The 18,357-nt window shown below is 65.3% G+C and carries 15 protein-coding genes; 7 read left to right on the top strand and 8 right to left on the bottom strand.

Going from position 1 to position 18,357, the window contains the following annotated elements:
- Positions 1-2: 2 nt before the first annotated feature.
- The 3 genes from MC381_RS01610 to MC381_RS01600 are packed head-to-tail and all read right to left on the bottom strand — an operon-like array spanning position 3 to position 3,182.
- Complete coding sequence (locus MC381_RS01610) at positions 3-2,015, bottom strand: 1-deoxy-D-xylulose-5-phosphate synthase (RefSeq protein ID WP_251975972.1); 2,013 nt, start codon at positions 2,013-2,015, stop codon at positions 3-5.
- Positions 2,016-2,032: 17 nt separating this feature from the next.
- Positions 2,033-2,923, bottom strand: a complete 891-nt coding sequence (locus tag MC381_RS01605) for a farnesyl diphosphate synthase (RefSeq protein WP_251975971.1) — start codon at positions 2,921-2,923, stop codon at positions 2,033-2,035.
- Positions 2,913-3,182, bottom strand: a complete 270-nt coding sequence (locus MC381_RS01600; RefSeq protein ID WP_251975970.1) for an exodeoxyribonuclease VII small subunit — start codon at positions 3,180-3,182, stop codon at positions 2,913-2,915. Before MC381_RS01600 ends, MC381_RS01605 begins: the two co-directional genes overlap by 11 nt.
- 371 nt (positions 3,183-3,553) lie before the next feature.
- On the opposite strand from MC381_RS01600, the gene serA reads away from it, so the two are divergent.
- Positions 3,554-4,804, top strand: a complete 1,251-nt coding sequence (serA, locus tag MC381_RS01595; RefSeq protein ID WP_251975969.1) for a phosphoglycerate dehydrogenase — start codon at positions 3,554-3,556, stop codon at positions 4,802-4,804.
- A gap of 148 nt (positions 4,805-4,952) precedes the next feature.
- On the opposite strand, the gene MC381_RS01590 is transcribed toward serA, so the two are convergent.
- The gene (locus MC381_RS01590) at positions 4,953-5,135 is read right to left on the bottom strand and encodes a hypothetical protein (RefSeq protein WP_251975968.1); all 183 of its coding nucleotides are present in this window, start codon (positions 5,133-5,135) and stop codon (positions 4,953-4,955) included.
- Between the two features lie 94 nt (positions 5,136-5,229).
- Positions 5,230-7,305 (bottom strand): TonB-dependent receptor family protein, encoded by a 2,076-nt coding sequence (locus MC381_RS01585; RefSeq protein WP_251975967.1) that lies wholly within the window; start codon positions 7,303-7,305, stop codon positions 5,230-5,232.
- A 241-nt stretch (positions 7,306-7,546) separates the two neighbouring features.
- On the opposite strand from MC381_RS01585, the gene MC381_RS01580 reads away from it, so the two are divergent.
- Positions 7,547-8,344 carry an SDR family NAD(P)-dependent oxidoreductase gene (locus MC381_RS01580; RefSeq protein ID WP_251975966.1) on the top strand — a complete coding sequence of 266 codons (798 nt, stop codon included), beginning with the start codon at positions 7,547-7,549 and terminating at the stop codon, positions 8,342-8,344.
- 174 nt (positions 8,345-8,518) lie between these two features.
- Here the strand turns inward: MC381_RS01580 and MC381_RS01575 are convergent, their stop codons facing one another.
- Both MC381_RS01575 and MC381_RS01570 read right to left on the bottom strand, forming a co-directional pair.
- Positions 8,519-9,316: a DUF481 domain-containing protein gene (locus MC381_RS01575; protein ID WP_251975965.1), complete on the bottom strand. Its 798-nt coding sequence runs from the start codon at positions 9,314-9,316 to the stop codon at positions 8,519-8,521.
- A 518-nt stretch (positions 9,317-9,834) separates the two neighbouring features.
- Positions 9,835-11,082 carry an amino acid deaminase gene (locus tag MC381_RS01570; protein ID WP_251975964.1) on the bottom strand — a complete coding sequence of 416 codons (1,248 nt, stop codon included), beginning with the start codon at positions 11,080-11,082 and terminating at the stop codon, positions 9,835-9,837.
- 133 nt (positions 11,083-11,215) lie between these two features.
- Here MC381_RS01570 and MC381_RS01565 point away from each other — a divergent pair, with 133 nt between their 5' ends.
- From MC381_RS01565 to MC381_RS01550, 4 genes are all read left to right on the top strand, one after another.
- Complete coding sequence (locus MC381_RS01565) at positions 11,216-12,079, top strand: MurR/RpiR family transcriptional regulator (RefSeq protein ID WP_251975963.1); 864 nt, start codon at positions 11,216-11,218, stop codon at positions 12,077-12,079.
- Positions 12,080-12,081: 2 nt separating this feature from the next.
- Positions 12,082-13,584: an N-acyl-D-amino-acid deacylase family protein gene (locus MC381_RS01560; protein WP_251975962.1), complete on the top strand. Its 1,503-nt coding sequence runs from the start codon at positions 12,082-12,084 to the stop codon at positions 13,582-13,584.
- Positions 13,581-13,973, top strand: coding sequence for a RidA family protein (locus tag MC381_RS01555; protein ID WP_189443380.1), 393 nt, complete (start codon positions 13,581-13,583; stop codon positions 13,971-13,973). Before MC381_RS01560 ends, MC381_RS01555 begins: the two co-directional genes overlap by 4 nt.
- Positions 13,974-14,173: 200 nt before the next feature.
- Positions 14,174-15,664, top strand: a complete 1,491-nt coding sequence (locus tag MC381_RS01550; RefSeq protein ID WP_251975961.1) for a sodium:solute symporter family protein — start codon at positions 14,174-14,176, stop codon at positions 15,662-15,664.
- Between the two features lie 136 nt (positions 15,665-15,800).
- Here MC381_RS01550 and MC381_RS01545 read toward each other — a convergent pair whose 3' ends face one another.
- Complete coding sequence (locus MC381_RS01545; protein WP_251975960.1) at positions 15,801-16,280, bottom strand: ureidoglycolate lyase; 480 nt, start codon at positions 16,278-16,280, stop codon at positions 15,801-15,803.
- A gap of 462 nt (positions 16,281-16,742) precedes the next feature.
- Between MC381_RS01545 and MC381_RS01540 the strand changes: the two genes are divergently transcribed.
- Positions 16,743-18,194 (top strand): NCS1 family nucleobase:cation symporter-1, encoded by a 1,452-nt coding sequence (locus MC381_RS01540; RefSeq protein ID WP_251975959.1) that lies wholly within the window; start codon positions 16,743-16,745, stop codon positions 18,192-18,194.
- Positions 18,195-18,357 lie beyond the last annotated feature (163 nt).

Below are 18,357 nucleotides of genomic sequence, written 5' to 3'. Positions count from 1 at the left end.
CGTTATTCAGTCAGGGATGAGAGACGCCGGCGAATCGCTCGTTCGATGCCCTCGGCATCCAGCCCGCAGTCGCGTAGCAGCTCCGCCGGCTTGCCGTGCTCGACGAACGCATCGGGAATGCCCAGGTTGAGCAGCGCGACCTGAACGCCCGCCGCCGCCAGCAGCTCGTTGACGCCACTGCCGGCACCACCGGCGACCACGTTCTCCTCCAGCGTGACGACCAGATCGTGCTCGCGCGCGGCGGCCAGCACCGCCTCGCCATCGAGTGGTTTGACCGAACGCATGTTGAGGTGGGTCGCGTTCAGCGTGGCCGCGACCTCGGCCGCCGGCGTATTGAGGCTACCGAAGGCGAGCAGCGCAATGCGCGGACCATCGCGGCTCGCGTCATCGTCCTGGCGCTCGCGACGGATCTCGGCCTTGCCGAGCGGAATGCGCGCCTCGAGGTCGGCGGGAATCTCGCTGCCGGGCCCCGTGCCGCGCGGATAGCGCACCGCCGCCGGGCCGTCGTGCGCGTAGGCGGTGGAGAGCATCGCTCGGCATTCGGCTTCGTCCGCCGGCGCCAGCACGATGAGCCCGGGCACGCAGCGCAGGAACGAAAGATCGAGCGCACCGTGGTGCGTCGGACCGTCCTCGCCGACCAGGCCGGCGCGGTCGATGGCGAAGGTGACATCGAGGTGCTGCACGGCGACGTCGTGAATCAGCTGATCGTAGCCGCGCTGCAGGAAGGTCGAGTAGATCGCCACGACCGGCTTCATGGCCTCGCAGGCCATGCCCGCGGCCAGCGTCACCGCATGCTGCTCGGCAATCGCCACGTCGTAGTAGCGCTCGGGATAGGTCTGCGAGAAGCGGATCAGGTCGGAGCCCTCGCGCATCGCGGGCGTGATGCCAATCAGGCGCGCATCCGCCGCCGCCATGTCGCACAGCCAGTCGCCGAAGACGTTACAGTACTTGCGCGGCTTCGGCCGCATGGCGTCATCGCTGCGCGGCGTCGGGCGCATGGAATCATCGCTGCGCGGCTTGGGGCGCAATGAAGAGTCCGGCGGCGTGATGTCGTCGACCCTGGGCGGCGTCGGCGGCGTCCTCTCCAGCTTGGTGATCGCATGGAAGCCGATCGGATCGGACTCCGCCGGGCGGAAGCCGCGCCCCTTGCGCGTGCGCACGTGCAGGAACTGCGGCCCTTCCTGGTCGCGCAGCAGCTCGAGCGCCTGGTCGAGCGCGGCCAAATCGTGACCGTCGATCGGGCCGATGTAGTTGAAGCCCATCTCCTCGAACAGCGTCGCCGGACTGATCATGCCCTTGACGTGCTCTTCGGTACGCCGCGCGAACTCGAGCGCCCCCGGCAGATGCGACAGCACCCGCTTGGAGTTCTCGCGCATCGCCGCGTAGGGCTTGCTGGTCAGAATCCGGGTCAGATAGCTCGCCATGCCACCGACGTTCTCCGAGATCGACATCTCGTTGTCGTTGAGCACCACCAGCAGGTTGGCCTTGACGTGGCCGGCGTGGGCCAGGGCTTCGAACGCCATGCCGGCGGTCAGCGCGCCGTCGCCGATCACCGCGCAGACCCGGCGCTGTTCGCCCTTGGTGCGCGCGCTCAGCGCCATACCGAGCGCCGCCGAGATCGACGTGCTGGAGTGGCCGACGCCGAAGGTGTCGAACTCGGACTCCTCGCGCCGCGGAAAGGCGGCCAGGCCGCCGTACTGGCGAATGCCGAGCAGCGCCTCGCGTCGCCCGGTGAGAATCTTGTGCGGATAGGCCTGATGGCCCACGTCCCAGAGCAGTCGGTCATGGGGCGTCTCGAGCGCCCGGTGCAGCGCTACGGTGAGTTCGACCACACCGAGGCCGGCGCCGAAATGGCCCCCGCTGACGCCGACGCTATAGAGCAGATAGGCACGCAGCTCGTCGGCGACCTGGCGTCGCTGCGCGAGCGTCATCTCGCGCAGCCCGGCCGGGGTATCGAGCGTATCCAGCAGAGGCGTGGTCGGGCGCTGGGTGGGAATCTCGTCGAACAGCTTCATAGACATGTCGTTACCGGTCAGTGATCGCGCGCGATCATAAAGCGGGCAAGCGTGGCCAGCGGTTGGCCGGCCTCACCCAGCGGCTTGAGCGCCTCGAGCGCCTCATCGAGCAACTCGCGGGCACGTGCCTGGGCGGTCTCCAGGCCCAGCAGGGCGGGATATGTGGGCTTGTCACGATGGGCGTCGGCGCCGGAAGCCTTACCCAGCGTTTGGGTGTCTCCCGTGACATCGAGCACATCGTCGTGAATCTGGAAGGCCAGGCCGATGGCGGCCGCAAAGCGGTCGAGTGCCGCCACGCGCGGGTCCGTCTCCGCCACCGCGACCAGCGCGCCGAGGCGCACCGCGGCGCGAATCAGCGCCCCGGTCTTATGCTGATGCATGGCCTGGAGCGCCGCCAGATCCATGATCGAGCCAACCGCGCCGAGATCGATCGCCTGCCCTGCCGCCATGCCATCGCGGCCGGCAGCCTGAGCCAGTGTGGTCACCAGCGCGCCGAGACGCGGATGGGCACGCGATGCCAGCGCCTCGAAGGCCAGTGTCTGCAGCGCATCGCCGGCCAGTATTGCCAGCGGCTCGTCGAACGCACGATGGACGGTGGGACGACCGCGACGCAGATCATCGTCATCCATGGCCGGCAGATCATCGTGGACCAACGAGTAGGCATGGATCATCTCGATCGCCGCCGCTGGCGAATCCAGCGCCTCATCGGCTGCCCCCAGTGCACGCCCGGCCAGATAGACCAGCACCGGGCGCAGGCGCTTGCCGGTGCCCAGCACGCTGTAGCTCAGGGCGTCGTCGAGCGCGCTGCAGACGCCGCTTTGGCGGTTGAGCCAGCCGGCGAGCACGTGCTCGCTGCGCGAGCGGGCTTCATCGATCACCGCTTCGTCGCGGACACCCTCAACGCTCATGGCCGTTGCCTCCCGACGCGTCGGGCGCGGCGTCGAACGGCACCGCCTGCAGCTGGCCGTCAGCCTGTTCGAGCAGCGCCTGCACCTTGAGCTCGGCGCTGTCGAGCCGACCTTGCGCGTCTCGGGTGAGTCGAATGCCCTGCTCGAAGGCGGCCAGCGACGCTTCCAGCGTCAGCTCCCCGGACTCCATCCGGGAAACCAGGTGCTCGAGCTGTGTCAGCGTGGCGGCGAAATCCTGTGGAACGTCCTGTTCGGCCATGGGGGTCTCGGCTGTGGGCTCTCGGTCCTGAACGCTCGCTCCCGCGCGGGAGGAGCCAGCGCACACCGGCGCTCGCGGCGGCGATGCATGAAAGGGCTAAGTATACACCGCCGCCCCGGGGGGTCGTCTGCCCTTGGCGGGGAAATCCCCGCCCCGACGACCTCAGCGCATGGCCGCCGGCATTGCAAGCCCTGCATGTCTTCGCTGCGCCATTTTCATCTTTATCCACGACGCATGTGTTACCCTATGCGCCCCCGGCAAACCGCTGCGGCGGAGCAGATCGCCCAGTTTTCGCCGGTCTTCCCCTAACCGCGACGCCACCCGCCAGTGCCAACGTCGCGACAAGCCGATGAAGAAAGGTTGACCCACCAATGGCCAAGACGTCTCTGGACAAGAGCAAGATCAAGATCCTGCTGCTCGAGGGCATTCACCAGTCCGCCGTGGACACGCTGCTGAATGCGGGTTACACGAATATCGAGACGCTCTCCACGTCGCTGACGGAAGAGGATCTGATCGAGAAGATCCGCGACGTGCACTTCATCGGCATCCGCTCGCGCACCCAGTTGACCGAACGCGTCTTCGCCGCCGCCGAAAAGCTGACCGCCGTGGGCTGCTTCTGCATCGGCACCAACCAGGTCGATCTCGACGCCGCGCTCAAGCGCGCGATTCCGGTCTTCAACGCCCCCTTCTCCAATACCCGTTCAGTCGCCGAGCTGGTGCTAGCCGAGACGATCATGCTGCTGCGCGGCATCCCCGAGAAGAATGCCCGCGCCCATCAGGGCGGCTGGCTGAAATCGGCCAAGAACGCTCATGAAGCGCGCGGCAAGACGCTCGGCATCGTCGGCTACGGCAGCATCGGCGCGCAGCTCTCGGTGCTGGCCGAGGGGCTGGGGCTCGACGTGCTCTACTACGACGTGGTCACCAAATTGGCCATGGGCAACGCCCGCCAGGTGGGCAGTCTCGAAGAGCTCCTCGCTCGCGCCGACGTGGTGACCCTTCACGTGCCGGACCTGCCGACCACTCGTTGGATGATCGGCGCCGAGCAGATCGCGCTGATGAAGCAGGGCGGCATTCTGATCAACGCCTCGCGCGGCTCCGTGGTCGAAATCGAGCCGCTGGCCGACGCGCTCAAGAGCGGCAAGCTGCTTGGCGCGGCCGTCGATGTCTTCCCGGTCGAGCCGAAGGGCGCCAACGAGGAGTTCGAATCGCCGCTGCGCGGGCTGGAGAACGTGATCCTGACCCCGCATATCGGCGGCTCCACGCTGGAAGCGCAGGAGAACATCGGCATCGAAGTGGCCGAGAAGCTGGTCACCTACTCCGACAACGGCACCACCATCACCTCGGTCAACTTCCCCGAAGTGGCGCTGCCCTCGCATCCGGACAAGCACCGTCTGCTGCACATCCACGAGAACGTGCCGGGCGTGCTCTCGGAGATCAACCGCGTGCTCTCCGAGAACGGCATCAATATCGCCGGCCAGTTCCTGCAGACCAACGACAAGGTCGGCTACGTGGTCATCGACGTTGACAAGGCCTACGGCCAGCAGGCGCTCGAGGCGCTCAAGCAGGTCAAGCACACCCTGCGCCTGCGCGTTCTCTACTCCGAGAGCGACTATCAGAGCTAAGGCATCGTGACGGCCAGCCCTGAGCTGGCCTCGACGGCCGAGACGAAAACCGCCCGGTGACCAAGGTCACCGGGCGGTTTTTCTTGCCGGGAGGGCCACGACTGACGGCCGCTTCCGGTATCGCTCAGAGCTTGGCTTGCGGCCTGGCTCAGGGCATGGCGCCGGAGCCTTCCGGGCCGCGCGACGCGTCGGCGGGGTTGGCGGTGGGGCCCTCTTCGGGCACGCCCGCCTTCACTTCGCGTTGGCCTTGGCCGTAGGTGTTGACCGTACAGCCGGCGAGTACGGCGAGACTGAGCGCGCCGACGAGTGCCGGCAGAAGCAGATGGCGCATAGCAGAGTTCCTTGAATGATCTTTCGGGCGCCGCGTCACGGCCGCCTCTCTCGATAGCGTCGCTTCATGGCGGCGTCGCGTCTTGCAACGACCGCTAGAAGTCCACGCCGATACCAGCATAGACCGTTCGGCCTGGCGCAGGCTCGAAGTAGCGATCGTTGCTCGCGTTGATACGCACGTTGGCGTAGTGATCGATATCGAACAGATTGCGTACGCCGCCATAGAGCCTGAGTACGGTATCCGCACCCAGCTGCCAGCCATCGCCACCGCGAAGGTTGACCAGCCAGTAATCGCCGACGTGCACGTCATTGGCGTTGTCCGCCACCATATCGCCGACGTACTGGGTCTCGAGCGTGGCGAACTGCCGGTCCAGCCCCTCCCAGGTCAGGCGGTTGACCCAGGTCTGCTCCGGCAGCCCGGGAATACGCTTGCCGTCGTAATCACCGTCCTGCGCATCAAAGCTATCGAACTCGTACTTGGCCAGCGTCAGCGCGCTGTCGATCCGCCAGCTCGGATCGAACTGCCAGCCAAGCGAAATTTCCAGACCGTCGCGATCGCTGTCGCCGGCGTTCTCGTAATAGGTTCGCTCGCTGGGGTCGTTGTCCAGCTCGTACGGCACCAGCTCGTCGCGCACGCGAATCGAGAACAGCGCCACGTCGTAGTCGATGCCGTTGTCGAAGTGGCCGCGCAGGCCGATCTCCCGGCTCCACGACTTCTGCGGCTCGATATCGGCATTGAAACCGCCGACACCGGCCGGGTTGGCGAATTCCGAGAAGGTCGGCGTCTCGTAGGCGGTCGCGGTGTTGACGTAGACCTGATGGTTGCGGCGATAGCGATAGCTCAAGCCGGCCGAACCGCTCCACTGATGGAAAGTACGGTCGCCACTGTTGTCGCCGTCAGCGAGATAGTCGTCGTCGATATCCAGATCGACCCGGTCGTAGCGGCCGCCAAGGGAGAGCGTCCAGCGCTCGGTCAGGTCGAGATCGCCCTGCAAGAAGGTTCCCACCGAAGTCGCCGTCTGGGTTTCATCAGCGACCTTGCCCGTAACCGTGCCGTCAAAAGCGACGTTCTTGCGTCCCCGGTCATCGTTCTGATGCGCGACATCGATACCGGCCACGTAGCGCAGTGGCATCTCGCCGAGACGCAGCGCCTGATGATATTCGGCGCTGCCACCGTAGTAGTCGCGGTCGTAGTCGATCAGGCTGTCACCGGGATACGGTAGCTGCTGCTCGAAATCGCGCTGCAGATAGAAACCCTTGAGATAGAACTCGCCTGGGCCAGCGGAGAGGTCTTCGTACTGCAGCCCGACCACCTGCTGATCGACCGTCTGGCCCGTGTCGTAATCCTCCGTGAAGCGTCCCGCCTGATTGCGATCCTCGTGAACCTGTTCGCGCGTCAGCCCGCCCGGGTCCTCGGAACGCGGGTTGTCGAGCAGGTTGAGGATCGCGGTGAGCGCACGGTCGCTGCCCAGGTCGCGGCGCAGCTTGGCATTGAGCAGATACTTCTCGGTCGAGCTGTGATCGCGATAGCCGTCGACGCCCAGCGCGGAGAGACTGACGTGGTGCGACCAGGGGCCGTTGACGCCCCCATTGCTGACCGATGCCTTGCGATAGCCGTCGCTGCCGCCCGCCACGCGCAGATGGCTGCCGGGATCGTCACGACCGTCGGCGGTGGTCACGCTGATCACGCCGCCGGCCGCATTACCGTACTGCACCGCGGAGGGCCCGCGGATCACCTCGATGCGCTCGGCGCTGTCGAGATCGATCGCGTCCAGCTGCGCCTGCCCGTCGGGCAGCGTATAGGGGATGCCATCGACCAGAATCGTGATACCACGGACGCCGAACGGCGCTCGCGCGCCGAAACCGCGGATCGCGATGCGCTGCCCCTGGGCGAAGTTGTCCCGGTTCTGCAGAAAGACACCGGGCACCGCGACCAGCGACTCGTCCAGCCGAACCCGCTGCTGCCCCCGCTGAATCTCGTCACGATCGACCACCGAGACCGCCGCCGGCGTGGCGTAAAGCTCGCGCGCCAGGCGAGGCGCGGTCACCTCGACGACCGGCTGTGCCAGGGCAGTATCGTTATCGCCCGGCGATGTCTGCTGGGCATGGGCGAGCGGCGCCGTCGCGATCAACGAGAGCGCAGCCAGCGTGAAATGGCGGTAGGTCATCATGTTCCCTGCTAGATGTTCCCTGCTAGGCCTCCGGCGGCGCGACCCGCGACGCCGGGCATCCCTGTGTTCGTTATGTCGCGCTCATTGTATCCCGTCGGCCCATGGCCGACATCCCGAGACTTGGCGATAGCGAGGAGACAACACGCATTGGCGCAGCGGCCGGATCTTGTCCATGCTCAAAGACCGGCGGCAGCACAAGGGAGCTCGCCGCCCTCACGACCATCAGCAGGGAGGCTCGAGCATGGATCTAGCCATCCAGGGACGAACGGCGCTGATCACCGGCGCCCAGGGAGGCATCGGCCTGGCCACGGCGCGGCGCCTGGCCGAGGAAGGCGTCAATCTGATACTCAGCGATCTCGACGAGACAGCATTGACGGAAGCCGCCGCCACACTGCCCGGCGAGCCGCTCTGTCTCAGTGCGGATGTCACCGATCAGGCGGCGGTCGACACGCTGGTGACGCGTGGTGTCGCGCAATTCGGCGCCATCGATATCGTCGTGCACGCGGCCGGTATCACCGGGGCCAAGGGCGATCCGCTCGAGCTCAGCGACGCCGATTACGAAGAGGCCTGGCGGATCGACTTCTTCTCGGCGGTCCGCGTGGCGCGCGCGACGATTCCCGCGATGCGCGAACGCGGCTGGGGCCGCTTTGTCTGCATCACCTCGGAAAACAGCGTACAGCCTTACTGGGAAGAGGCCGTCTACAACACGGCCAAGGCGTCGCTCGGCGCCTTCATCAAGAATCTGTCCTATCGGGAAGCGGCTCACGGCGTGCTCTGCAACACGGTGGCGCCGGCGTTCATCGCCTCGCCGATGACCGACGGCATGATGGAGAATCGCGCCAAGGCGCTGAACTGCTCGTTCGATGAGGCCGTGGAGAGCTTTCTCGCCGAGGAGCGCCCCGGCATCGTTGCCCGGCGCCGAGGCGAGGCGGACGAAGTCGCCTTCGTCATCGCCATGCTGGTGTCGCAGCACGCCTCGTTCGTCAACGGCAGCAATGTCCGCGTCGACGGCGGCTCGGTGATGGCTCTGCAGAACTGAGGCGGGCGATACACAGGGCGGAGCGGGGGCAGGCCGCATCGCGGCGGCCCTGTCGCGTCACCGGCGCGCCCCACGATCCGCTGCCGCCGGACTTATCACAGCCGGACTTATCACAGCCGGACTTATCAAAGCCGGACTCACCACAGCCGGACTCACCACAGCCGCCTTGGCGGCCTACATGTCGTAGACCAGCGAAACGCCCGTGTAGGTATCGGTCTGGCTGGAGGCGCCGGGCGGCGGGTTGTCGTTGAACTCCACTTCATAGGAGACCTTGAGCGCCAGCGCGTCGTTCATGGCGACCGTCAACGCCGTCTCGGAGCGGCCGATGATATTCTCGTCGGAGGCTTCGGTGGCCAGCGACTGCGAGAACTTCGACGTGTCGGAGAACTGCCAGTCGTAGTCGAGTCCGGCATAGAGCAGCCCGACATTGTCGCTGCCGCCATCCTCGTACTCATCGTGACGCACCCCCGGGCCGACCTCGACCGCCAGCGAATGCGGCGGCCCGGAAAGCAGCTGCCGACCGTAGCCCCCCGCCAGCGTCGACTGCGAGTCGTAGCCCGAAAAGCGGTCCTTGTCCCATCGCGCCAGACCAAACAGATAATTCTCGCGGGACAGGTTGTAGCGCGTCCGCCCGGCCACCAGGTACTCCTCGGCCGACGTCTCGTCATCGTCGCTCGCGTTGCGGGCCGCCAGCTTCAGGCTGTATGACCAGGGCGCCCGAAACCAGGTCATGTCGGCACTGGCGCGAAGGCTCTCGCTGTCGCTATTGCCGCTGATCTTGTTGTAGCCCAGCTCGGCCGTCCCCTCGAACGGCTTCTCCGCCTCGGCCGGATTGTCCATCACCTCGAAATCCTCGAGCTGCGCCTGGGCGGCGCCCGCCCCCGTCAGCCCGACAAGCCCCAGACTGGCGGCGAGCAGCCAGGCACTGCGTCGATCTCTTCCCTGATATGTCTTGCGTCCTTGGTGATTCACACTTCGACCTCTTGCAGCGATTGGATAGCCCCTAGCCAAACGTCGTAGTGACGTTGGGGCCGTTCATTAAACTTAACCTGACGCCTTCCCTCAACCGCGCCCTACGCAAGCTCACCATTCCCCAACAGAGACGCGACACAAAGTCGACAGGGGAAACGTCTCGGACCGGCAGTGACCCACGACGGCCGGCCTTTGGCCCCTGGCGCCGACGGCCCTCAAGAACGACTCCCGGTAGCGAACGCGCATAAAAAAGGCGAGCCATCTGGCTCGCCACGAAACTTCCGTCACTGATTCATTCAATCTCATCCCGACGGAAGAGCGCCCGGGGAGAAGCCGCCACCCGGCGCGCCCTTCGACGCCCACGTGTTGCCGACCACTCACTCGATTCGGAGGCCGAGGCGGCACCGACAGGCGCCGGCCACCACGACCGATGGATGCCAAATTAAGCGAGCGTCGGCCAGTCGTCAATATTTATGGAAAACCTTTCCAATTTTGGTACCGGGCATGCCGCTCGCGCATCAGAAGCAGGTCTCGACGGTACGGCGCACCTCGAGATCGTCATCGACGACTAGCAGCGTCCGCCACTTGTCGAAGGTCAGGCAGGGATGCGACGTACCGAAGGCGATGATATCGCCGACAGCCACCGAAGCCGTCGGCGGAATCTCGATAAACAGGTGCTGATCCATGATGTGGAAGCTGCGCCAGCCGTCGAGCTCGACCGCCGCCGACGCCTCGCTAGCGCATGGGTAGAGGCGCAACGGGATGGGGAGATCCGGCTCGTGGCCGATATCGCGCTTGCCCAGCGCCGCGATCGCCAACCCCGGCTCCGGTAACGACTGAATATGCGCGAAGATCTCCAGCGCCGGCTTCAGCTCGCCCTCGAGCTCAGGACGGCGCGCCTTGATATCGTCCATCGCTCCCGCATAGAGCCGGTGGTCGTGCACCACGTAGCAGCCCGGCCGCAGCACCGGCGTGTAATGCGCGCGCGACTCGGTCGCGGAGAACGCGTTATCGAACGCCTCGGCGATGAGATCGAACCATTTCGAGCCGGACGCCGTGACGATCGGCGCATCGCGCTGGAGTGCCCCGCTGGCACGCAGCTTTCTGACGGTATCGACCAACCGCTCGCCGTAGGCCCGCACTGCGACGATTTCATCACCACCACCGATCAACCCTTCGTATCCCTCGACCCCCACCAGCGCCAGAGCCGGTTGGTCGGCGATCGCCGCCACCAGTGTCTCGACCTGCGCGGCATCGCGGCAGCCGCAGCGTCCGCCGGCCACGCCCAGTTCGATCAACACATTGAGAACCAGGCCACGTTCGCCAAAGTAGGCGCCGAGTTCGCGCACATTATCGACGTTATCGACCACGCAGTAGTAGTCGAGCCCTGTCTCGATCGCCTCGGCGATCAGCGCCATATTGGGCCGGCCGACGAGCTGATTGACCATCAGCACACGCTCGATGCCCTGCGCGTGCGCCGCCGCCGTCTGCACCGCCGTCGCCAGCGTGATTCCCCAGGCACCCGCCGCCATCTGCTGCTGGAACAGCGCGGGCGCCATCGTCGTCTTGCCGTGCGGCGCCAGTTTCGCGCCGTGGCGCTCGGCGAAACGCTGCATCCAGGCGATGTTGTGCGCAAGCGGCGTCTCGAAGAGCGCCGCTGCCGGCAGCGGTACGTCGCGCAGCAGATTGGCAGGCATCGCGCGTGGAGTTCCCTTTTCCAGGGGTTGTCGGGAATAACCGTCTGGCATCGTCGCGGTCGTGGACATCTCGCTCTCCTCGAGAAAGGTGATGGGTAGGGATGGAGCTCGTCATGGACGTTATGGTTATTTACTAACACGGAAAATAAAAATATGTTAGTTACTAACATGACCGCAATCGTCGACGGACAACGAGCCTATCGTGAATCAGGAAACCGACATTCTCTCCCAGATCACCGCCCGCTTGCCGAGCCTGCGCGACGCAGAGAAAAAGGTCGCGAGCCTGATCTTCGACGACATCGACTTCGTTGCCGAGGCCAGCATCGGCGAGATCGCGGCGCGCGCCGCGGTCAGTGAAGCCACGGTGACACGCTTCGCCCGCGCCGTGGAGTGCCGCAACGTGCGCGATCTCAAGACCCGGCTGACCCGGGCCCTGGCGGCCGGCCGCCGGTTCATTCAAGAGGCCAGCGAGGACGATGGCCTCGAGGTCGTCTACGACACCGCCGCCCAGACGCTGGCGCTCAACCGCACCTTGATGGAACAGGCGGATGTCGAGGGCGCGGTCGAGATGCTCGACGACGCTCGCCAGATTCTCGTCTTCGGCGCCGGTGGCGGCTCCACCGTGATGGCACAGGAGCTCCAGTTTCGCCTCGTCAGACTGGGCTACGCGATCAGCGCCTACCCCCAATCGCTCCTGCCACGCATGGTGGCCTCGACGCTGGAGCCGAGCGACGTGGTCGTCGCGCTCTCCGTCAGCGGCTATACCCCGGAAATCAACGACGCCGCCGCGCTGGCCCGCGAATACGGCGCCCGAGTCATCGCGATTACCGCCGTCGGCTCGCCGCTGGCCAACATCGCCGATCTGGCACTGCCGATCGCCACCCGAGAGACCGACTACATCTATTTTCCGTCGTCGTCCCGCTACGCCATGATGGCCGCCATCGACATGCTCGCTCTCGGTCTGGCCCTGCGCCACCGCACGCGCACGCGTGACAAGTTGCGACGCCTGAAGATCGCGCTCGATGCCCATCGTGGCGGCGACGACCGCCAGCCGCTGGGAGACTGAGCATGGCTTACGCACGATTGATTCGTGGCGCCCGCATCCTCGACGGTACCGGTCGCGATGCGTTCGTCGCCGATGTCGCCATCGACGGCGAACGCATCGCTGCCATCGGTGACCTGCAAGGCGAAATCGCCGATGAGATCATCGAGGCAGCGGGCCTGACGTTGACTCCCGGATTCATCGACGTGCACACCCACGACGACACCAACGTCATTCGCACCCCGCAGATGCTGCCCAAGCTCTCCCAGGGCGTGACGACGGTCATCGTCGGCAACTGCGGTATCAGCGCCAGCCCCGTCACGCTGAGCGGAGAAGTTCCCGATCCGATGAACCTGCTCGGCCGCGCTGAGGACTTCCGTTACCCGACGTTTTCCGCCTACGCCGAGGCCATCGAACAGGCGCGCCCCAGCCTCAACGTGGCCGCGCTGATCGGGCATACCAGCCTGCGCAGTCAGGTCATGGATCGCTTCGACCGCCCGGCCAGCGACACCGAGATCGCCGCCATGGGCGAAGCCCTGACGACGGCGCTCGCGGAAGGCGCTGTCGGGTTGAGTTCCGGCCTCGCCTACCGCAATGCCTTCCATGCCCCGACGGCGGAGATGAATGCCCTGGTCGCGGCGGTCGGTCGGGCCGGCGGGGTCTACACCACGCACCTTCGCGACGAGTTCGCCGGATTGCCGGCCGCGATGGACGAAGCCTTCGCCACCGCCACGCACGGTCGAGCACCGCTGGTGATCTCGCATCTCAAGTGTGCCGGTGCCGGCAACTGGGGCAACGCGCCCGGCGCTCTGGCGAAGCTGGACGCCGCCGCGCTCACCCACGGCGTGCACTGCGACTGCTACCCCTACACGGCGGGCTCGTCGACGCTGGACCTGGGGCAGGTCACCGACGAGATCGATATCTTCATCACCTGGTCGGACCCGCATCCTGAGGTCGCGCGCCAGCCGCTCGCGGCCATCGCCGACCAGTGGAACCTATCGCTGATGGACGCCGCGCGCCGCCTGCAGCCGGCCGGCGCCGTCTATCACAACATGAGCGAAGCGGATATGCGCCAGGTGCTTGCGCACCCGCTGTCGATGGTCGGCTCCGACGGCCTGCCCAACGACCCGCATCCGCACCCACGGCTGTGGGGTGCCTTTCCCCGTGTCCTGGCTCACTACAGTCGCGACTTGAAGCTGCTGTCACTGGCCGACGCTGTCCGCAAGATGACCGGGCTCTCGGCCGCCAACTTCGGGCTCGTCGACCGCGGTTACGTTCGCGTCGGCGCCTACGCCGACCTGGTGCTGTTCGATCTCGATCGACTCGAGGACACCGCCACCTACAGCGACCCGATCTCGGCTGCCAGCGGCATCGAGCGCGTCATCGTCAACGGCGCTGACGCCTATCTTCACGGCCAGGCGAGCGAAGCACGTCGCGGTCGTCTGCTGCGTCGCCAATCGCCGCTGTCGGCGGCCCCCTCATCCCCATCGCTTCATTCCCGATCCACAACCGCAGGAGATACCGCATGAGCATCAAACGATATGGCGTCGAAGGCGGCGTCGGTACCGGCGGCCAGAAACTGCCGTTCGCCCGCGCCACGGAAGCCGCCGGCTGGCTGTTCGTCTCCGGCCAGACGCCGATGACCGACGGCGAAGTCGTCGAAGGCAGCATCATCGAGCAGTCGCGGCTGGCCTTCGCCAACTGTCTGGCTATCGCCGAAGAGGCCGGCTACGGCGTGGAGGACGTGGTCCACGTGACCGCCGTGCTCACCGACGCGCGCTACTTCAGCTCGTTCAACAAGGTGTTCAAGGAAGTCTTCGGTGACCACCCGCCGGCACGCATCTGCAGCGTCCAGGACCTGGTGGTGGACTGCAAGGTGGAGGTCGACATCAAGTGCTATCGCGCTGATCGCGCCTAGCTTCGAAGCTTGCTGCGCTTCGAGGCAGCGCCGATTCACTGACACTCGCAGAAACGAAACAGACGCCGGAAAAAGGCGTGAGAAAGAAAGGGGTCGCGCCCCGGCAAGGGCGCGACCGCAGTGAAAAACCCCATAGGCCATGACATTCCACACTGCTCCGGTCGCGGCAACGACCGGAACAACAATTATAAGAGGTCACTATGAACAGCCAAGTCTTCCTCGGGGCTTTTATCGCCTACGTGGTCATCATGATCGCGTTCGGTGGGTGGGTCTCGCGTAACAGCCGCAGCAACGGCGACGACTTTCTCCTCGGCGGGCGCAGCCTGCCGATCTTTCTCACCATCGGCACAACGGTGGCCACGATGGTCGGCACCGGCTCAAGCATGGGCGCCGTCGGCTTCGGCTACGCCAACGGCTGGGGTGGCGCGTTATACGGTATCGGCGGCGCGATCGGCGTGCTGCTGCTGGCGGCCTGGTTCGCGCCGGTGCGACGCTTCCGCTTCATGACCATGAGCGAAGAGCTCTCCTACTACGTCGGCGCCAGCCGGCTGGTGCGCAACATCGTCGCGGTGCTGATCTACATCGCCTGCATCGGCTGGCTGGGCGCACACATCCTGGGCGGTGGGCTCTATCTCTCCTGGATGGCAGACATCGACCTGACCACCGCGCGCATTCTCGTGGCGCTGGGCTTCGGCATCTACTGCGTGATCGGCGGCTACATGGCGGTGGTCTGGACCGATACGGTGCAGGCGGTGGTGCTGTTCGTCGGCTTCATCGCGATGGCGATCATCGCGCTGTTCGAAGTCGGCGGGTTCGCTGGACTCGGCGCCAACATGGATACTGCCGCGACCAGTTTCTTCGGCATCGACAAGATCGGCGGGATACCGGCGCTATCGCTGATCGCCGTCATCGCCGTCGGCGTGCTGGCGACCCCCTCTTTCCGTCAGCGCATCTACTCCGGCAGCTCGGTGCGCTCGGTACGCAAGTCGTTCGTGATCACCGGCATCCTCTACCTCTTCTTCTCGATCATCCCGGCGATCATCGGCATGGCGACACATGCCCTGAATCCCGACCTCGACAACAGCAATTTCGCCTTTCCGTTCCTCGCCACCGAGATTCTGCCACTGTGGCTCGGCTTGCTCCTGCTGGTCGCAGGGCTCTCGGCGACGATGTCCAGCGCCAGCTCGGACGCCATCGCCGGCGTTTCGATCCTGCTGCGCGACGTCTATGTCCTGTTCACCGGTCACACACCGTCGGCACGCAAGGTCGTCACGCTATCCCGCCTGGCCCTGGTGGTGACGATCGGACTGGCGCTGCTGCTCGCGCTGACCTCCGACAACGTCATCAGCTACATCACCAGCATGATCGCCACGGTGATGGCCGGCATGTTCGTTTGCGGCGTACTGGGACGTTTCTGGCCCCGCTACAACTGGCAGGGCGCGGTCGCCACGCTGGTATCGGCGTCGGCGACCTCGCTCGCCGTGATCAACGTCGACAGCTGGAGCGCCTTCTGGGGTAATCCGAGCATTCCGGCCGTCCTGGTCGCGCTGGTCGTGGGCGTCATCGTCAGCCTGGTCACGCCGGCCTCGAAGGTGACACCGGAACAGGCGCTCCAGATCATCGACGACGAACGCGAACGCATGGAACTCGATGAAGAACCGGCCGACGCGGTGAGCGGCAGAACCGCTTGATAGCCTCGGCCTCGAGCGCCCCGCCTATGGCGGGGCGCTTCCGTTTCTGGACGATCTTTCAACAACGTCGCGTTGAACGATCCGGCTTTATCGACTCCACTTCTAAAGCCGCCGTTCCTGACCTCCCACCTACTGCCTAAACCACTACCCGAATCGGCATGTTGCGTTCATCAAGGTTATCGTCGCCGCCACGGTCGACGACGAGAAACTCCCCCTCTCGCTCCAGGACCGAGTGAATCGCATGCCAGGTGCCGGCGCGGTAGTTGACTCCCTGGCGGCCATCGGTGACGAAGGCGCAGATCTTCTGTGAGTCGATCTCCTCGCCCGGCGGCGCGACCACGACAATGAAACGCTCCTCGTGCAGCGGCATGAAGGCCTGACTGCCCAGCGGATGGCGCTCGAGCAGCTCGAGGTCGAGCGGCAACGTCACCGGCTGGCTGACGAAGAGGCTGATCAGCGGCCGCGAGGCGTCGGCCACCTCGATCGTTGCCAGATCGTGGTGGCGCTGGGTACGCCCGTTGTTGATGGGGAACGACGCGCTAGTACGGGCATCGATAACGTCACCGAAGGGGGCAAAGGCTTCCGCCGTCAGCGGTCGGGCTGTCAGTTGCAGCATGACGCTCCTCTCTCCTGATCCATGGTCTTCCTGATTCTCTGTCGTCCTCTATAGCGCGCTTCACTCGCGCTGCGGTTGCGCCGCCACGAATGACGCCACCCTAGTCGAGACCGATATCCCTACGGCCCCAGCCACTTTCGTATACAAAGACAAGATTTATCGTGCACGAAATCAGTGCAACATAGGCTGGTCATGGGCGCCAAGGGTGCACGCACGGGAACTGGCCCCCGGCTTCCTTAGGCTCAAGCCAAGACATCGCCTCACTCCCTGAGTCTCCCGCCACTCGACGCGTGCCATGCCTGATGCCGGCAACCCGCTGAATGACGGCCGTTTTCCCGAGGGCCAAGCGTCGACTCTGGCGAAAGTTGACCCCTGCAACAAAGCGTAAATAAGTTATGGCACGCATCTTGTATACAAAAAAGAGACCCCCATCACAGCCGGCCCGCGCGGAGGGCTCTCGTTATGGCACAACCACCGCAAGACTCACACCACCGTTCGCCTCATCACTACAGCGAGCGGCTTCACAACGCCGATCTCGCGCCTACAAAACAGAACTGGAACTGGTACAACATCCTCGCCTTCTGGCTCTCCGACGTCCACAGCGTCGGCGGCTACGTGGTAGCGGCGAGCTTGTTCGCCCTCGGCCTGGCCGGCTGGCAGGTGCTGATCTCGCTGCTGATCGGCATCTGCATCGTGCAGATCTTCGCCAACCTGATGGCGCGGCCGAGCCAGAAGGCCGCGGTGCCCTTCCCGGTGATCTGCCGTCTCTCCTTCGGTGTCTTTGGCGCCAACATCCCGGCCATGATTCGTGGCTTGATCGCCGTCGTGTGGTACGGCATCCAGACCTATCTCGCCTCCAATGCACTGACCATCGTCATCCTGCGCCTTTTCCCGGGCATGGAGTCGCTGGCCGGCCCGAGTTTTCTGGGGCTCTCCTATCTGGGCTGGATCAGCTTCATGCTGCTGTGGTGCCTACAGGCGATCGTGTTCTGGCGCGGCATGGATTCGATCCGTCGCTTCATCGACTGGAGCGGGCCGGCCGTCTATGTGGTGATGTTTGCACTGGCGGCTTGGCTGGTGTGGCAGGCGGGCTGGGCGAATATCAGCTTCACGCTGGCCGACATCCAGCTCTCGCCGGGCGAGCAGCTGTGGCAGATGGTGATCGCGGCGGCGATCGTGGCCGGCTACTTCGCCGGGCCGACGCTTAATTTCGGTGACTTCACCCGCTACGCGCGCAGCTTCGGCGACGTCAAACGCGGCAACTTCTGGGGCCTGCCGGTCAACTTCCTGGTCTTCTCCGCGACCACCGTGATGATGGTCTCGGCGACGATTCCGGTCTTCGGCGAGATGATCGACGATCCGATCGAGACGGTTTCGCGCCTCGACAGCACCTTTATCGCCGTGCTCGGCGCTGCCACCTTCGTGACCACGACGATCGGCATCAATATCGTCGCCAACTTCGTGGCACCGGCGTTCGACTTCTCCAACATGGCACCCAGCAAGATCAGCTTCCGCACGGGCGGTTTCATCGCCGCCGTGGGTTCGATCTTCCTGACGCCCTGGAATCTGTTCAGCAACCCGGAAATCATCCACTACACGGTCGATCTGCTCGCCGCCGCTATCGGCCCGCTCTACGGCATCATCATCATGGACTACTACCGCATCCGCCGCGGCGAGATCGATGTCGACGCCCTGTTCAGCACCGACCCGAACGGCCCGTACTGGTATCGCAACGGTATCAATCCGGCGGCAGTGAAGGCGGTCATCGCCGCCACGGTAATCGGCATCGTGATCAACTTCCTGCCACTCGGCGATCTCGGTCACTTCTCGGTCTTCATCGGCGGCCTGCTCGGCGCCAGCTTCTATGCGATGGCAATGCGGCGTGCCACGGCCGCGGCAGCCGTGGCGTCCTGACAGCCTCCGCCGCCCCGGCCTCCCGCGCGACCGAGAGCGGGGCGGCACTCGATTGACCGACGCGCCGTCAGGCGCGCTCTCCCTCTGCCGGCACTCTCGGGTGCCGGCCTTTTTCGTCTCGTTCGCCGGTCGTCCGTCATCTCACGGACAACCCAAGCCATCT

Origin of the sequence: Salinicola avicenniae (assembly GCF_023736115.1) — a bacterium.
Taxonomy (GTDB): domain Bacteria; phylum Pseudomonadota; class Gammaproteobacteria; order Pseudomonadales; family Halomonadaceae; genus Salinicola; species Salinicola avicenniae.
This window is presented reverse-complemented; position numbering and strand designations above follow the sequence as displayed.

What these genes read in the sequence shown, in the direction of transcription:
- MC381_RS01540 (WP_251975959.1), top strand. Translation starts at nt 16,743, where the DNA reads ATGGCACAACCACCGCAAGACTCACACCACCGTTCGCCTCATCACTAC.
- MC381_RS01545 (WP_251975960.1), bottom strand. Translation starts at nt 16,280, where the DNA reads ATGCTGCAACTGACAGCCCGACCGCTGACGGCGGAAGCCTTTGCCCCC.
- serA (WP_251975969.1), top strand. Translation starts at nt 3,554, where the DNA reads ATGGCCAAGACGTCTCTGGACAAGAGCAAGATCAAGATCCTGCTGCTC.
- MC381_RS01600 (WP_251975970.1), bottom strand. Translation starts at nt 3,182, where the DNA reads ATGGCCGAACAGGACGTTCCACAGGATTTCGCCGCCACGCTGACACAG.
- MC381_RS01580 (WP_251975966.1), top strand. Translation starts at nt 7,547, where the DNA reads ATGGATCTAGCCATCCAGGGACGAACGGCGCTGATCACCGGCGCCCAG.
- MC381_RS01610 (WP_251975972.1), bottom strand. Translation starts at nt 2,015, where the DNA reads ATGAAGCTGTTCGACGAGATTCCCACCCAGCGCCCGACCACGCCTCTG.
- MC381_RS01570 (WP_251975964.1), bottom strand. Translation starts at nt 11,082, where the DNA reads ATGTCCACGACCGCGACGATGCCAGACGGTTATTCCCGACAACCCCTG.
- MC381_RS01590 (WP_251975968.1), bottom strand. Translation starts at nt 5,135, where the DNA reads ATGCGCCATCTGCTTCTGCCGGCACTCGTCGGCGCGCTCAGTCTCGCC.
- MC381_RS01605 (WP_251975971.1), bottom strand. Translation starts at nt 2,923, where the DNA reads ATGAGCGTTGAGGGTGTCCGCGACGAAGCGGTGATCGATGAAGCCCGC.
- MC381_RS01555 (WP_189443380.1), top strand. Translation starts at nt 13,581, where the DNA reads ATGAGCATCAAACGATATGGCGTCGAAGGCGGCGTCGGTACCGGCGGC.
- MC381_RS01550 (WP_251975961.1), top strand. Translation starts at nt 14,174, where the DNA reads ATGAACAGCCAAGTCTTCCTCGGGGCTTTTATCGCCTACGTGGTCATC.
- MC381_RS01585 (WP_251975967.1), bottom strand. Translation starts at nt 7,305, where the DNA reads ATGATGACCTACCGCCATTTCACGCTGGCTGCGCTCTCGTTGATCGCG.
- MC381_RS01560 (WP_251975962.1), top strand. Translation starts at nt 12,082, where the DNA reads ATGGCTTACGCACGATTGATTCGTGGCGCCCGCATCCTCGACGGTACC.